At 69.6% G+C, this 14,101-nt stretch carries 13 protein-coding genes; 5 read left to right on the forward strand and 8 right to left on the reverse strand.

The window, feature by feature from the left end; all coding sequences use genetic code 11:
- Positions 1–53 precede the first annotated feature (53 nt).
- The 5 genes from AC5RUW_RS04945 to AC5RUW_RS04965 all read right to left on the reverse strand — a co-directional run bounded on the left by AC5RUW_RS04945 (position 54) and on the right by AC5RUW_RS04965 (position 5,510).
- The gene (locus AC5RUW_RS04945; RefSeq protein ID WP_494159676.1) at positions 54–875 is read right to left on the reverse strand and encodes an SMP-30/gluconolactonase/LRE family protein; all 822 of its coding nucleotides are present in this window, start codon (positions 873–875) and stop codon (positions 54–56) included.
- A gap of 155 nt (positions 876–1,030) precedes the next feature.
- On the reverse strand, positions 1,031–1,612 hold the full coding sequence (locus AC5RUW_RS04950) for a TetR/AcrR family transcriptional regulator (protein WP_494159677.1): 582 nt from the start codon (positions 1,610–1,612) through the stop codon (positions 1,031–1,033).
- A gap of 72 nt (positions 1,613–1,684) precedes the next feature.
- The gene (locus AC5RUW_RS04955) at positions 1,685–3,046 is read right to left on the reverse strand and encodes a D-arabinono-1,4-lactone oxidase (RefSeq protein WP_494159678.1); all 1,362 of its coding nucleotides are present in this window, start codon (positions 3,044–3,046) and stop codon (positions 1,685–1,687) included.
- On the reverse strand, positions 3,043–4,317 hold the full coding sequence (locus AC5RUW_RS04960) for a type III PLP-dependent enzyme domain-containing protein (RefSeq protein WP_494159679.1): 1,275 nt from the start codon (positions 4,315–4,317) through the stop codon (positions 3,043–3,045). The genes AC5RUW_RS04955 and AC5RUW_RS04960 overlap by 4 nt, the downstream gene beginning before the upstream one ends.
- A gap of 131 nt (positions 4,318–4,448) precedes the next feature.
- On the reverse strand, positions 4,449–5,510 hold the full coding sequence (locus AC5RUW_RS04965; protein ID WP_494159680.1) for a patatin-like phospholipase family protein: 1,062 nt from the start codon (positions 5,508–5,510) through the stop codon (positions 4,449–4,451).
- 199 nt (positions 5,511–5,709) lie between these two features.
- Between AC5RUW_RS04965 and AC5RUW_RS04970 the strand changes: the two genes are divergently transcribed.
- Positions 5,710–6,807 (forward strand): fatty acid desaturase family protein, encoded by a 1,098-nt coding sequence (locus tag AC5RUW_RS04970; RefSeq protein WP_494159681.1) that lies wholly within the window; start codon positions 5,710–5,712, stop codon positions 6,805–6,807.
- 103 nt (positions 6,808–6,910) lie between these two features.
- The gene (locus AC5RUW_RS04975; RefSeq protein WP_494159682.1) at positions 6,911–7,996 is read left to right on the forward strand and encodes an App1 family protein phosphatidate phosphatase; all 1,086 of its coding nucleotides are present in this window, start codon (positions 6,911–6,913) and stop codon (positions 7,994–7,996) included.
- Between the two features lie 6 nt (positions 7,997–8,002).
- On the opposite strand, the gene AC5RUW_RS04980 is transcribed toward AC5RUW_RS04975, so the two are convergent.
- The 3 genes from AC5RUW_RS04980 to AC5RUW_RS04990 are packed head-to-tail and all read right to left on the reverse strand — an operon-like array spanning position 8,003 to position 10,772.
- Positions 8,003–9,094 (reverse strand): FUSC family protein, encoded by a 1,092-nt coding sequence (locus tag AC5RUW_RS04980; RefSeq protein ID WP_494159683.1) that lies wholly within the window; start codon positions 9,092–9,094, stop codon positions 8,003–8,005.
- Between the two features lie 53 nt (positions 9,095–9,147).
- Positions 9,148–10,134 (reverse strand): LysR family transcriptional regulator, encoded by a 987-nt coding sequence (locus AC5RUW_RS04985; protein WP_494159684.1) that lies wholly within the window; start codon positions 10,132–10,134, stop codon positions 9,148–9,150.
- Between the two features lie 50 nt (positions 10,135–10,184).
- Positions 10,185–10,772 (reverse strand): ATPase, encoded by a 588-nt coding sequence (locus tag AC5RUW_RS04990; RefSeq protein ID WP_494159685.1) that lies wholly within the window; start codon positions 10,770–10,772, stop codon positions 10,185–10,187.
- 295 nt (positions 10,773–11,067) lie between these two features.
- On the opposite strand from AC5RUW_RS04990, the gene nrdH reads away from it, so the two are divergent.
- The 3 genes from nrdH (at position 11,068) to nrdE (ending at position 14,076) form a co-directional block, all read left to right on the forward strand.
- On the forward strand, positions 11,068–11,313 hold the full coding sequence (gene nrdH / locus AC5RUW_RS04995; RefSeq protein WP_494007201.1) for a glutaredoxin-like protein NrdH: 246 nt from the start codon (positions 11,068–11,070) through the stop codon (positions 11,311–11,313).
- Positions 11,314–11,443: 130 nt separating this feature from the next.
- Complete coding sequence (nrdI, locus tag AC5RUW_RS05000; protein WP_494159686.1) at positions 11,444–11,941, forward strand: class Ib ribonucleoside-diphosphate reductase assembly flavoprotein NrdI; 498 nt, start codon at positions 11,444–11,446, stop codon at positions 11,939–11,941.
- A gap of 14 nt (positions 11,942–11,955) precedes the next feature.
- Positions 11,956–14,076, forward strand: coding sequence for a class 1b ribonucleoside-diphosphate reductase subunit alpha (gene nrdE, locus AC5RUW_RS05005; protein ID WP_494160193.1), 2,121 nt, complete (start codon positions 11,956–11,958; stop codon positions 14,074–14,076).
- Positions 14,077–14,101 lie beyond the last annotated feature (25 nt).

Here is a 14,101-nt window from a genome sequence, read left to right on the forward strand (position 1 = left end):
GGGCCCCAGCCTGGTTCCGGTCCTCTGCCCCGGAGCCAGGGACGGTCAGTCCGTCAGTCCACCCGCAGGCCGAGCACCCGTCCGGTGTTCTCCGCCGCAGGATCCAGCACGTCGGGCCACTGCGCCGTGGTCATGAACAGCACGGCGCCGTCCTCGCCGCCGACGGCGCAGGAAAAGCAGCCTTGCTCCAGCTGCACCGTCTCCAGTACCCGCCCGCCCTGCTCGATCCGCACGCAGCGCTCGCCGGGCACCTCGGCGAACCAGATGCCGCCGCTTCCGTCCCAGCAGATGCCGTCGGGCGCGCTGCTCTCCAGCACGGCCCAGGCCCCGGCCGGGCTCAGTGTGCCGTCCGAGGCGATCGCGAAGGACGTGAGCCGCCCGGCGTAGGACTCCGCCACCACCAGCGTGGAGCCGTCGGCGGAGACCAGCATTCCGTTGGGAAAGGCGAGTCCCTGCGCCACCTGCTGCGTCGACCCGTCGGGACGGACCAGGGCGATGACCCCGTTGTGCTCGGGTTCGCCGGCGTAGTCGTGCCCGATGCCGTTGACATAGATGTTGCCGCCCGGGTGGACGGCGATCTCGTTCCAGGGGTGCTCGGAGATGGGCGTCAGGTCGGCCAGCGGCAGCAGGCCGGCGTGCGGCAGCTCAATGAGCACGTGCGCGTCGCTGCCGGAGACGACGGCCATCCTCCCGTCGGGCAGCCAGTCGAAGCTGATCGGAAAGGACGGCACGGCCGTTACGCGGCGGAGGTTCCCGACGGCGTCCAGGGCCGAAATGGTGCCGGCCCGCCAGTCCGCGAACCACAGTTCGCCGCCGTGCCAGCGTGCGGACTCGCCCATGCCGATACCGGACAGCAGGGTGGTCGGTCCTGTCATGATGCGCCTCGTTTCCTCGGGCAGTGCGTCCTCACCACTATCCCGCCGGGACGGACCGGGAAACAGGGAGAAGCAGGAGAAACCGGGGAAGGCGTGACGCCGGCGGCGCACCGACGGCGCGAGGGCGCCGACAGGCTACGCGGGCGGGCGGCTGACTACGCGCCGTCGACGCCCAGCATGCGCAGCGCGAGGGTGCTGTGGTGCCTGCCGATCTCCGCGGCGCTGAGCCGGCCGCCGCCCTGGAACCATCGGGCCACGTCAATGCAGAGCGAAAGCAGCGCCAGGGTGGCCAGCGCAGTGTCCTCGACGGCGAAGCGTCCCTGCTGCCGGCCCCGCTCAACGACGGCGCGGAACTCGGCGTCGACCGCGCGACGGAACTCGAGGACCTCCCGGCGATGATCGTCGGAGAGGGCGGCGAGCTCGAAGTTCACCACCGAGGACTTGGTCCGGTTGACGGCCTGCCACTCGACCAGGTCGCGCACCATGGAGCGGATCTGCTCCACGGGGTCGGTGTCGGCGGCGGCGCTGGCCCGCACCAGCTCGAGGGTCCGTTCGTGACCTTCGCGGGAGATGGTGTAGAGCAGTTCTTCCTTGGAGCTGTGGTGCACGTACACTGCGCCGGGAGTCACGCCGGCGGCGGTGGCGATATCCCGGGTGGTGGTTCCATGGAACCCCTTGGCCGCGAAGGCCTCCGTGGCCGAATCCAGCAGCCGCTGGCCTGTGGCTGGTGCAGGCACCGATACCTCCGGGGAGTAGGTGAATGAGCGTTCAGCAATCAGGGTAGCCGAGTTCCCCCTGCCTGCGGGGGGCTAGGGACCGAGCACCCTGTCGAGATAGCCGTTGCTGAAGACCCGGTCCGGATCCAGACGGTTCCGCAGCGCCTGGAAGTCCCCGAACCGCGGATACCGCTGCGCCAGGGCCGTGCTGTCCAGGGAATGCAGCTTGCCCCAGTGCGGCCGCCCGCCGTGCGCCAGCATCATCTCCTCCACCGCCGCGAAGTAGTCGGCGGGATCCTCCCGCCAGTACCGGTGCACGGCAAGATACCCGGTGTCCTGTCCGTACGCGGTCGACAGCCAACGGTCGTCAGACGCGGCCCAGCGCACCTCGACGGGGAACGAAATGCGCCAGCGGCGTTCGGCGATCAGTGTCCGAAGGGCTTCGAACGCGGCCGGCAGCAGCTCGGCGGGCACCGCGTACTCCATCTCCTGGAAGCGGACCGTCCGCCGCTGCGTAAACACCCGCCAGGAGGCGTCCGTATACTCCCGGCCGCCGAGCAGGCCCGCCGCCGCCCGGTTCACGGCCGGTACCGCCGCCGGCAGGGCGAGGCCGGCAGCGCAGGTGGCACGGAAGAGGCCGTTGGCGAGCAGCGAATCGTCCACCCAGCCCCGCAGCGGAGGCAGCGGCCGGCGCGGGGCGGACACCGGCAGCCGGGTGTTGGTCTTGGTGGCCGCCCGGTCGGTGTGCGGAAACCAGTAGAACTCAAAGTGGTCCGCGGACTTCACCCGGTCCGGCAGATCGGCCAGCACCGCGGCGAGCGTTTCGGACCGTTCCTCGGCCCGCAGCAGGAACGCCGGGACGCACTGCAGCGTCACATCGGCGATGATGCCGAGGGCGCCCAGGCCCAGGGCGACCGCCGGCAGCAGGGGGTCATCCCCGCCCACGGTGAGCAGGCCGCCGTCGGGCTGGACCAGGGTCACGCCGCAAACCTGGGCAGCCAGGCCGCCGAAGACCGCACCGGTCCCGTGCGTTCCGGTCGACACCGCTCCCGCTATGGACTGCCGGTCAATGTCGCCCAGGTTGGGCATCGCCAGGCCGTAAGGTGCCAGCAGCGCGGGAATCCGGTGCAGCCGCGTGCCCGCGTGCAGGGTGGCCCGGCCCCGGTCCGCGTCCACGCGTACCAGCCCCTGCAGCCGGTCCAGGTCCAGCCGCACCCCGGGCGCCGCGGCGATGCCGTTGAAGCTGTGTCCGGCGCCCACCGCCTTGATCCTGCGCCCGGCCGCGGCGGCGGAGGCGACGGCGCGCTGCAGCTCGCTCCGGCTGCCCGGCCGCAGCACCTGTTCCGGCGTCACCGCCACCGTTCGTGCCCAGTTGCGCCACGTCCCGGGACGCCGGGCGGTGCGGGCGCCGGCCGCCGCGGGAACCGGCGGCGTCCGGTGACTGTCCGGGGTCACAGGAAGGCCTTTCCCTCGCCGCGGTAGGTGGGCAGGACGGCCGTGACACGGCCGTTCTCCACCACGTGGAACTCGTTGAGCCGCTCGGCCGGCTCGCCGCTCTTTGCGTGGCGCAGCCAGACCCGGTCGCCGACGGCGAGACCGGCGGCCGCCCGCCCGGACAACGGCGTCTGGACTTCGCCCGCGCCCTCCCGCGGCAGCAGCCGCAGCCCGCGCGGCCAGGCCACCTGCGGCACCCGGCTGCTTCCGGGCGGACCGGAGGCGATCCAGCCGCCGCCCAGCACGGTGGCGATCCGTGGGGCAGGCCGCCGGACCACGTCGAAGCCGATCGCAGCCGCGGGCGCAGGCGCAAACGCGCGGTAGGTGTCGAACAGGTGTCCGGCGAAGATGCCGGAGCCGACGGTGATCTCGGTGACCGACGGGTCGGCGCCGGTGGCTTCCACCGACCCGGTGCCGCCGCCGTTGACGAACTCCAGGTCGGTGAGCCCGCGCAGCTGCCTCGCGATCTCCGCCCGACGCCCGCGCAGCTCGTCCATGGAGCGGCGCTGCACCTGCCGCATCAACAGGTTCATCGCTGCGGATCCCGGAACCGCGTCGCCGACGCCGGCGACCTGGCCCTCGTACATCATCAGTCCGACCAGCCGGAAGCCGGGCCGGGCGATGATGCGACGGGCCAGGCGGACGGCGTCGGCCGTGGCGTGGACGGGGGAGCGGCGGGTTCCGATGAACCCGAGCAGCGGGGACCGCCACGAGGCGTCGGCATCCAGGCAGATCCGCAGCGCGGGCCGCCGGGCAGACGGCACCAGGGAATCGATGAGGTCCAGCTGGGCCTCGTCGTCCACCATCAGCGTCACCCGTGAGGCCAGCTGGGCGTCCGAGGCCAGCCGCGCCAGCGCGGCGCGGTCCGTGCTGGGGTAGCCGACGACGACGTCGGTGCAGGTGCGTGCCAGCCAGAGCGCCTCGGCGAGGGTGAAGGCCAGGATGCCGTGGAAGCCCGGCAGGGCGAGCAGTGCGTCTATGACCCCGCGCACCCGCAGCGACTTGCTGGCCACGCGCAGCGGCACGCCATCCGCCCGGCGGAGCAGGTCGGCGGCGTTCCAGCGCAGCGCCGGCAGACTCAGGACGCCCACCGGCGCCGGCAAGTGGGCGGTGGCCCGGGCCAGCTCCGTCCAGTAACCGGCCGGATTCCGCCACGGCTGCGTGGCGTCGGCCGGCGCCGGGCTGAGATCCAGGGCGCTTCCGAGGGAGGGCAGGTCAGCGGTGTGGCTCATGCCGGTTCTCCTTTCACCTGCCGGGATCGTAGCGGGCCGCGCGGGGACGGTGCAGGCGGCACGCGGGCGTCCGGGAGCCGGTGCCGGGGCATCCGGCACCCGGCATCCGCGGCCGGGCGGCAGCGCTGGTCTCAGCGCCGTGGCGGTGTCAGCAGGGCTGCGAGCCGCTGCAGCTCGGCCTCCCCGTCCTGCACCATCTGTTCGGCCGTGTCCAGCAGCCCGCGCAGGTTTTCCGGGCGGGCGTCGTCGAGCGCGGCGTCGACGTGGGGCGGCAGCTGGGCCTGCACCCGCACATAGCGTTCGCCCAGGGCGATCCCCAGCTGCCGGCGCATCAGTTCCCCGGGGCCGCCGTAGAGCGCCCTCAGGGCTGGCAGCAGAAGCTGGAGCCTCGGCTGGGTGTGTACCAGCTCCGCGGCTGCCTCCGGCTCCAGCGACAGGCCGCCGGAGGAGGTTCCGGTGCCGAGGGAGACCAGGAGCACGCCGTCGTCGCTGTCCGCCTCCGCGGGTTGCGGGCCGTGCCCGGGCATTCGGCCGGCCACTCCTGCGGCATCCACGGCGGTGGCGGCGCAGGAGCGGCGCACCCCGGCGACGGCATAACTGAGGCCCACGAACGCCGGATCGCGGGCGACGACGCCGCCGTCCACCAAGCTGCGATCCCGCCCGGCCGGGTCCCGGAAGGGTACGGGGGCAAAGTAGCTGGGAAAGGAAGAGGTCGCCAGGGCGGCGGTGGTCATCGGCGCGTCGCCGAGTTCGGACTGGTCCAGCCCGCCGCCGGTGAACAGCAGCGGCTCGGCGGTCGGCAGGTCGCACGTCACGACGGCGGCAGGCCGCAGGGCCTCCGACAGCCGGGTGAGCCCGAAAAAGGACTGCAGGTAGCGCTCCAACGGCGCTGAGGGGTACTTCGGCTCCGGGTGGCCCTGCGCGGACAGGGCCGGCTGCCCGGACGGAAAACCCGGAAAGATCTCCCGGCCGTGATCCGTGTACATCCGACGCAGCTGTGCCGCCGGGGCGCTGCGGCCGTCCTCCTGCGGGCAGGTGAGTCCCAGGGCCAGGATGCCGCCGGTGGAGGTCCCGACGACCAGGTCGAACAGCTCCGCCGTCCGCCTGCCGGTGAGTTCCTCCAACCGCATCAGCCAGGTGGCCGGAAGGACGCCGCGGATGCCTCCGCCGTCGATGGAAAGGATGCGCTGCATGGCACTCCCGCCGTGGTCGGCGGCACGGTGCAGCCGCGTCTGGTGCCATGCTCCGGCCCGCCCAGGACGGCCGTCAAGGTTATACCGTGGGCAGGCCCACGCACGACAGGAACAGGAATCCGGGTTACGCTGGGGACATCTGCAGGGCAGTAGGTGCCCGTTATCTCGGCTGGGAAGTCGCAAAGAACAAGAAGGCCGAATGACCCTAACTGCATCCACCCGTACCCAGCGCACGCGCCGGGAGGGACTGCCCGCCATCCGTGAAAACTCCGTTGTCAATAGCTACTCCAAGCTGCTGAAGACGGTTCGCGATGAGGGCCTGCTGAAAAAGCGCCCCGGTTTCTACATCACCGTGTCCGTGCTGCTGCTCGCCGCCATCGCCGCGGCCGGCACCGGATTCGTGCTGCTGGGGGAGAGCTGGTTCCAGCTGCTGATCGCCGCCGCGCTCGGCATCCTGCTGACCCAGGCCGCTTTTATCGCCCACGAGGCATCGCACCGCCAGGTGTTCGAGTCCGGGCCGGCCAATGACCGCGCGGGCCGCTTCCTGGCCAACGCCGTGGTCGGCATCAGCTACCAGTGGTGGATGAACAAGCACACCCGGCACCACGCCAACCCGAACACGGTGGGCAAGGATCCGGACATCGACATGGACACCATCTCCTTCCAGGAGGAGCACGCGGCCGGCCGCCGCGGCTTCGGTGCCTGGTTCACCCGCCGGCAGGGGTGGCTGTTCTTTCCGCTGCTGACCCTGGAGGGCCTGAACCTGCACGCGACCTCCATCAAGTACCTCTTCACCCGCCACACAGTTAAGGGCCGCTTCCGGGAGCTCTCGGTGATCGCCCTGCGCCTGGGGCTCTACCTCGGCGCGGTGTTCTACTTCCTGCCCGTGGGAATGGCCTTCGCGTTCATCGGCGTGCAGCTGGCCGTGTTCGGTATCTACATGGGCGCCTCCTTCGCCCCGAACCACAAGGGCATGCCGATCATTGCCAAGGACGTGAAGGTGGACTTCCTGTCCCGCCAGGTGCTGACCAGCCGCAACATCGTCGGCCGGGGCATGAAAACCCTCCTGGGCGGGCTGAACTACCAGGTGGAACACCACCTGTTCCCGTCCATGCCGCGCCCGCATCTGCGCCGGGCCAGCCAGATCGTCAAGGCGCACTGCGCCGAGCACGACATCAAGTACACCGAGACCACGCTGATGCGCTCCTACGGCATCGTGGTCCGCTACCTGAACCGGGTGGGCCTCGCGGCCCGCGACCCTTTCGACTGCCCGGCAGCATCCGCCTACGGGCGCTGAGCCGCCGCGCACCCGCCGGAACCTCCGGTTCGCCGTCCCCTGCCAAGGTGGGCGGCGAACCGCGTTAAGGGGACCGGAAAACCGTATCTGACAGACTGGACCCATGGCTGATTCCACGGACACCCCGCCCGCCGCCGACCCCGCCGCCGCCAGGCAGGGCGGCCACTTCGGCATGTACCTCGAAGACACGCTGCACAGCCTGCGGGTGGACCGCGCCCGCCGCCGCGGCGAGGTCCAGACCGTGCTGGCCTTCACCGGGTACGGCTCCACGGACTGGGTCCGGGTGCTGGGCCGGGTGATCCTGGCCAAACCCGGCTACTTCGACGGCGAGGACCAGTCCCGGGCCGCCAAGGCCATCCGGGACGGCTGGCGCGGCTGGCGGAACTTCATCAGCCCGCCGGTAAACAACGCCGTGGTCACCGTGGAGGTCGGCGGAGAGCGGCACGAGGTGCAGGCCGATCGCGGCGGCGTCGTGGACGCCGTCCTCCCGGCGCGGCTGGAGCCCGGCTGGACCACTGTGACGCTGCATTCCCAGGACGGTGAGTCCATGGTCTCGCCGGTGTACATCGTGGACCCGGCCGCCACCGTCGGGGTGCTCTCGGACATTGACGACACCATCATGGTCACCGCCCTGCCCCGGCCCATGCTGGCCGCATGGAACACGTTCGTCCTGGACGAGCATGCCCGCACGCCCACCCCGGGGATGGCCGTGCTGTACGACCGGCTGTCCAGGGCCCACGCCGGCCCCGTCATCTACCTCTCCACCGGGGCCTGGAACGTGGCTCCGACGCTGACCCGCTTCATCACCCGGAACCTGTACCCGGCCGGGCCGCTGCTGCTGACCGACTGGGGGCCCACCCGGGACCGCTGGTTCCGCAGCGGCCCCGACCACAAGCGCAGCCAGCTCGAACGCCTGGCCAAGGACTTCCCCAACATCAAGTGGCTGCTGATCGGCGATGACGGCCAGCATGACGAGGCCATCTACGCTGCCTTCGCGCAGCGTTACCCGGAGAACGTCCAGGCCGTGGCCATTCGCCAGCTCTCCACCGGTGAGGCGGTGCTGGCCGGCGGCCGCTCGACGTCGCACCGGGACGCGGTGCCCAGCAGCATTCCCTGGATCTACGCAGCCGACGGCGCCGGCATGTCCCGTCAGCTCGCCGGACTGGGGCTGCTGCCCGACGCCGGGTAGCGGCGTTCAGCCGTCGGCGTCGGCGGAGATGATGCGCAGGATCCGGCGCAGGTCCATCGCCATGGCGGCGGTGGCATCCACCGGGTTCTCGGCCGACGCGGAGGTGTTGACCAGCCGGATCAGGTCCAGGACGGCCTGCCGGGCCGCGGCGTGGACCTCGCCCTCGGAGTCCCATGCCTCCACGGCCTCGGCGGTGGCCTCGACGGCGTCGGCCAGCGGTTCGGCCAGGGCCGCCGGAACGGCCACGTCCCCGGGACTGCGCCAGATGGCGTCGGTCAACACCTCGGTCATGTCCTTCACATGGCGGGTGGCCCGTTCCATCGCCCGCAGCGCCCGGTAGTCGGCGTCGAAATCCCGCCGGTACCTGCGGCTGCGGATGTTGCCGTGCCGGCTGCTGTCCGCCAGCTCCACCGCCTCACGGACTTCCCGGGTAAGGGAGTCGAGCTGGTTCTCCCGCTGCGACCATTCCTCGTGTTCCGGCGGCCAGCTCTCGCGCAGCGCCGCGCCCATGTCCTGCAGCTGCCGGGCCAGGGAATTGCGCAGCGACACCAGCCCGTTGACCGCGCCGTTCAGGTGGAGCGGCGGGAACACGACCGCGTTGACGGTCAGTCCCACGGCGACGCCGACGAGCATCTGCACCCCGTAGCCGAAGGAGTAGCCGTTCGGATCGTCGCCGCCGAGCACCAGGACGAACAGCGCGGCGACGGGCAGGTAGTCACGCCCGGCGCCCAGCCGGGGCAGCCCGGCCAGCAGCACGCCGAGGCCGACGATCAGGGAGATGGTCCAGACGTTGGGGGTGCCGAAGAGCAGTGCGAGCAGGGCCAGGGCCATGCCGACCACCAGCCCGGCCAGGGTCTGCATCCCGGTGCGGAAGGAGCCCGAGACGGTGGGATACATGCTGACCAGGGCACCGAGCGGCGCATAGTACGGGTAATGCGAGGCCACACCGGGGACGTGAGGGGCGATGGTCCAGGCGATGCCGACGGCGACCGTGGCCTTCAGCGCCAGCTGCAGCCGGGTGTAGCGGAGGAACCCGGTCACCTGGTTGGTCACGGCGTGCAGGGCCCGCTTGGGGGCGGTCATCTCACCGGTGCTCATCGGGCCAGTATTGCCCGATCCGGGTGCGGTAGTCGATTCGGGTGAAATGCGCCTCAGGCGCTGCGGCGGGTGATCGACGCCGACTTCAGCACCCGGGCGAGCAGGTCCAGGAAGACCCGCACCCGCGCATTTTCCCGGTCGGTCGGCACCAGGGCGAAGATGTTCCGTGCCAGCCGGATTTCCGGTACCTCGATGACGACGACGCCTTCCTGCGCACCTGCCCCGCCCTGCCCGGCAGCGGCGGGGCCGCCGTCGCGCGCGCCGGCTCCCTTCGGCTCGGCAAGCATCGCCAGTTCCGGGACCAGCGCGGCGCCGACGCCGGCGCGCACCATGGCCAGGGAGGCGTTGAAGTCGTCGCAGTAGGCGCTGATCCGCGGATGCAGGTTGCACCCGGCCAGCAGGCGTTCAATCACGACGGCGTCGGGAGTGCCCGGATGATGCATGATCCACGGCATGCCGGAGAGCTGTTCCGGGCTGACTTCGGCGCCGCGGCGGATGCCCCAGGAGGCCGGCAGCACGACCCGGAAATCGTCGTCGCCCACCCACTGCCGGTTGATGGTGGCCGGCCAGGCCAGTCCGCTCTGGCCCACCTGGTAGATCAGGGCCACGTCCAGCTCACCGCCGCCGCGCAGCCCGTGGATGGTCTGGGCGGGTTCGGCGACGAAGGTGCGCAGGTCGATGCCAAGGCCCTTCCACTCCGGGGTGCCGAGCAGCCGGGGGAGGGCGAAGGTGGCCAGGGACGGGAAGATGCCCAGGCGCAGCTCGTGCGCTTCGGCGGCATCGGCGCGTGCGGCGGCCGCCATCAGGGCGTCCATGTCCGTCAGCACCTTGGCGGCATGCCGGGCGATGACCTCCGCGGCCTCGGTGGCGACGGCGGTGCGGGCGGTGCGGACAAACAGGCGGGTGCCGGTTTCGCGCTCCAGGGCGGACATCTGCTGGGACACCGCCGACGGCGTGTAGCCCAGCCGTGCGGCGGCGCCGGCGAAGGAGCCGACCCGGATGACCTCCAGCAGGGTCTTGAGATGGACGGGGTTGAGCACCGGGAGCCTTTCGGTACGGCCGCGGACTGTGCCGCCTGACGGCAGCCAGCCTACCGGGGGCGGCCGGCCGGCGGCTGGAATGACGACGTCGAATGGTCGGGAGCGGTCGCGGGAGCGGGGCCCGTGGCCCACCCGGTCAGGTCCAGGAGCATGTCGGCGACCTCGCGGACGCTGCGGCCGTCGGTGTCGAGCCGGGGAATACGGTTCGGTGTCAGCTCCTCCAGTTTCAGGGCCGCTGACCTGCTTCTGTCCTGGTGCTCGCGCAGGTCGGTGCCCTGGATCCGGGCCCGCAGCCGTTCCACCGCGGTGCGGTCGGAGGAGGTCAGCAGGGCGGCGGTGACCACCGGGTCATCGCCCATGGCGGCGGCCAGTTGCGCCGTGAAGCGGACGCTGACCGTATTGGTGTAGATCAGCCTGCGGTAACCCAGGCTGCGGTAGTTCGCCCAGAGGGCGGCCAGGTTCCGCTCCGCGAGGTTGTGCTCCCACGGCGGCGGAAAGGCGAGGTCCAGGTTGTCGCCCTCGATCACGGCGTGGGCGATGCCCAGGGAGCTCAGCCGGGCGTGAAGCTCGAACGCCGCTGCACTCTTGCCGACGCCGGACCGGCCGCCGATGAACAGGACCTCGCTGCGGATAGGCATGCCCCAGTATCCCCGCGCAGCGACACGCCGTGGCGGGGCGACACGCGGACAGTTTTCCGGGCTCCGGAGCAGTGGAAACCTGTGCGTCCGGTTCTCCCCAGCCTGTGGAGAACCGAGCCAAAAACGCGTCAATCCGCGGCACTCTCCTGTGCATGAACTGTGGACGACGCCTGTGTCTAATGACATACTTGTAATACATCATCTTGGGGTCGCGGGCGTGGCTGCGCACTAGATGTAGTGGCTGGATGTAGGATCAGTGGACAGACTTCGAGCAAGACCCAGGGGAGAACCAACCATGACCGTCACGGTTTACACCAAGCCTGCGTGCGTCCAGTGCAACGCGACCTACCGCGCCCTCGACAAGAAGGGCATCACTTACCAGGTTGTGGACATGTCCCAGGATGCCGAGGCCCTGGAGCGGGTCCGTGCGCTGGGTTACATGCAGGCCCCCGTCGTCATCACCGATTCGGATTCCTGGTCCGGCTTCCGCCCGGACAAGATCAACGAGCTGGCCGAGTCCGCCGTCACCTCGGTGGCCTGACCGCTCGGTCAAGGCAACGTCCGCCTACGGTCGGACATCCGCCGCGGCGCGGAACAGGCCCTGGGCCTGTTCCGCGGACGACGGCACCCAGCCAGCGCCGCCGTCGGCGGCCGCACCGAGGAGCAGCACCATGAGCCTGGGCCTGAGGGAACGCGTCGCCGAGGCGGGCGCTCCGGCGCAGCCGGAGCATCCGGAGACGGACGCCGACCTGGTCTACTTCACCTCCGCTTCCGGCTACACCGGCCGGTTCGTGGAAAAACTTGGCCGGCCCGCCGGCCGCATCCCGCTCCACACCGCTTCACCCACACTCCTGGCCACCCGCCCCTTCGTCCTCGTCCTGCCGACCTACGGCGGCACGGCGGCGCAGCCCGGGGCCGCTGCCAAGGGAGCAGTGCCGAAGCAGGTCATCAAGTTCCTCAACGTGGAGGCCAACCGCAGGCTCCTGCGGGGGGTCATTGGAGCGGGCAACACCAACTTCGGGGAGAACTACTGCCTGGCGGCGGACATCGTCGCCCAAAAGTGCAGGGTCCCCGTGCTGTATCGATTTGAACTTATGGGCACGTCCGAGGACGTCGCCACGGTCAACGAAGGATTGGAAGAGTTTTGGACACATCAGTCGCAGCAGTGACGGACTCCAAGGAAATGCCCGAGGAGTACAAGGGCCTGGGCTATCACGAGCTCAACGCGATGCTGAACCTCTACGGCAAGAACGGGGAGATCCAGTTCGACGCCGACCGCGCTGCTGCGCGCCAGTACTTCCTCCAGCACGTGAACAACAACACCGTCTTCTTCCATGACCTGGAGGAGAAGCTGGAGTACCTGGTCGCCAACCAGTACTACGAGCCCGAGACGCTCGAGCAGTACTCGATGGAGTTCATCAAGGACCTGTACAACCGGGCCTACAAGAAGAAGTTCCGGTTCGAGACCTTCCTCGGCGCGTTCAAGTTCTACACCTCGTACACGCTGAAGACCTTCGACGGCAAGCGGTACCTGGAGCGCTACGAGGACCGCGTGTGCATGGTCGCCCTGCACCTGGCCCGCGGCGACGAGCAGCTGGCCCAGCAGATGGTCGACGAGATCATGGACGGCCGCTTCCAGCCGGCCACCCCCACCTTCCTGAACGCGGGCAAGAAGCAGCGCGGCGAGCTGGTCTCCTGCTTCCTGCTGCGCATCGAAGACAACATGGAGTCCATCGGCCGCTCCATCAACTCCGCCCTGCAGCTGTCCAAGCGCGGCGGCGGCGTGGCCTTCGCGCTGACCAACATCCGTGAGGTGGGCGCGCCCATCAAGCAGATCGAGAACCAGTCCTCGGGCGTCATCCCGATCATGAAGCTGCTCGAAGATTCCTTCTCCTACGCCAACCAGCTGGGTGCCCGCCAGGGTGCCGGCGCGGTGTACCTGCACGCGCACCACCCGGACATCAACCGCTTCCTCGACACCAAGCGCGAGAACGCCGACGAGAAGATCCGCATCAAGACCCTCTCCCTCGGCGTCGTGGTTCCGGATATCACCTTCGAACTGGCCAAGCGCGACGAGGACATGTACCTGTTCTCCCCGTACGACGTCGAGAAGGTCTACGGCATGCCGTTCTCCGACATCTCGGTCACCGAGAAGTACTACGAGATGGTCGACGACGCGCGGATCAAGAAGACCAAGATCCGGGCCCGCGAGTTCTTCCAGACCCTCGCCGAGATCCAGTTCGAGTCCGGCTACCCGTACATCATGTTCGAGGACACGGTGAACCGGGCCAACCCGATCGACGGCAAGATCATCATGTCCAACCTGTGCTCCGAGATCCTGCAGGTCTCCGAGCCGACCACGTACCAGGAGGACCTCTCCTACGACGTGACCGGCAAGGACATCTCCTGCAACCTGGGCTCCATGAACATCGCCAAGACGATGGATTCCCCGGACTTCGGCCGCAGCGTGGAGACCGCCATCCGTGCGCTCACCGCCGTCTCGGACATGAGCCACATCGCCTCGGTGCCCTCCATCGCCAAGGGCAACGACCAGTCGCACGCGATCGGCCTGGGCCAGATGAACCTGCACGGCTACCTGGCCCGTGAACGGGTGCACTACGGCTCCGAAGAGGGCCTGGACTTCACGAACATCTACTTCTACACGGTCGCCTACCACGCCGTGCGGGCCTCGAACCTGCTGGCGATTGAGACCGGCCGGAAGTTCGCCGGCTTCGAGCGCTCCAAGTACGCCTCGGGGGAGTACTTCGACAAGTACACCCAGCGTGAGTGGGCGCCCAAGACCCAGCGGGTCCGCGAGCTGTTCGAGGGCGTGCACATCCCCACTCAGGCCGACTGGGAGGCGCTGAAGGCGTCGGTGATGGAGCACGGCATCTACAACCAGAACCTGCAGGCCGTCCCGCCGACCGGTTCGATCTCCTACATCAACAACTCGACCTCGTCGATCCACCCGGTGGCGTCGAAGATCGAGATCCGCAAGGAAGGCAAGATCGGCCGCGTCTACTACCCGGCGCCGTACCTGACGAACGACAACCTGGAGTACTACCAGGACGCGTACGAGATCGGCTACGAGAAGATCATCGACACCTACGCCGAGGCCACGCAGCACGTGGACCAGGGCCTGTCGCTGACGCTGTTCTTCAAGGACACCGCCACCACCCGCGACATCAACAAGGCGCAGATCTACGCCTGGCGCAAGGGCATCAAGACGATCTACTACATCCGCCTGCGCCAGCTCGCGCTTGAGGGCACCGAGGTTGAGGGCTGCGTCAGCTGCATGCTGTAACGCTCCGCCTCCTGCCCCGACGTAT

This window comes from Arthrobacter sp. Y3222053 (assembly GCF_059092805.1).

What these genes read in the sequence shown, in the direction of transcription:
- AC5RUW_RS04945 (WP_494159676.1), bottom strand. Translation starts at nt 875, where the DNA reads ATGACAGGACCGACCACCCTGCTGTCCGGTATCGGCATGGGCGAGTCC.
- AC5RUW_RS04960 (WP_494159679.1), bottom strand. Translation starts at nt 4,317, where the DNA reads ATGAGCCACACCGCTGACCTGCCCTCCCTCGGAAGCGCCCTGGATCTC.
- AC5RUW_RS04965 (WP_494159680.1), bottom strand. Translation starts at nt 5,510, where the DNA reads ATGCAGCGCATCCTTTCCATCGACGGCGGAGGCATCCGCGGCGTCCTT.
- AC5RUW_RS04970 (WP_494159681.1), top strand. Translation starts at nt 5,710, where the DNA reads ATGACCCTAACTGCATCCACCCGTACCCAGCGCACGCGCCGGGAGGGA.
- AC5RUW_RS04975 (WP_494159682.1), top strand. Translation starts at nt 6,911, where the DNA reads ATGGCTGATTCCACGGACACCCCGCCCGCCGCCGACCCCGCCGCCGCC.
- AC5RUW_RS04980 (WP_494159683.1), bottom strand. Translation starts at nt 9,094, where the DNA reads ATGAGCACCGGTGAGATGACCGCCCCCAAGCGGGCCCTGCACGCCGTG.
- AC5RUW_RS04990 (WP_494159685.1), bottom strand. Translation starts at nt 10,772, where the DNA reads ATGCCTATCCGCAGCGAGGTCCTGTTCATCGGCGGCCGGTCCGGCGTC.
- nrdH (WP_494007201.1), top strand. Translation starts at nt 11,068, where the DNA reads ATGACCGTCACGGTTTACACCAAGCCTGCGTGCGTCCAGTGCAACGCG.
- nrdI (WP_494159686.1), top strand. Translation starts at nt 11,444, where the DNA reads ATGAGCCTGGGCCTGAGGGAACGCGTCGCCGAGGCGGGCGCTCCGGCG.
- nrdE (WP_494160193.1), top strand. Translation starts at nt 11,956, where the DNA reads ATGCCCGAGGAGTACAAGGGCCTGGGCTATCACGAGCTCAACGCGATG.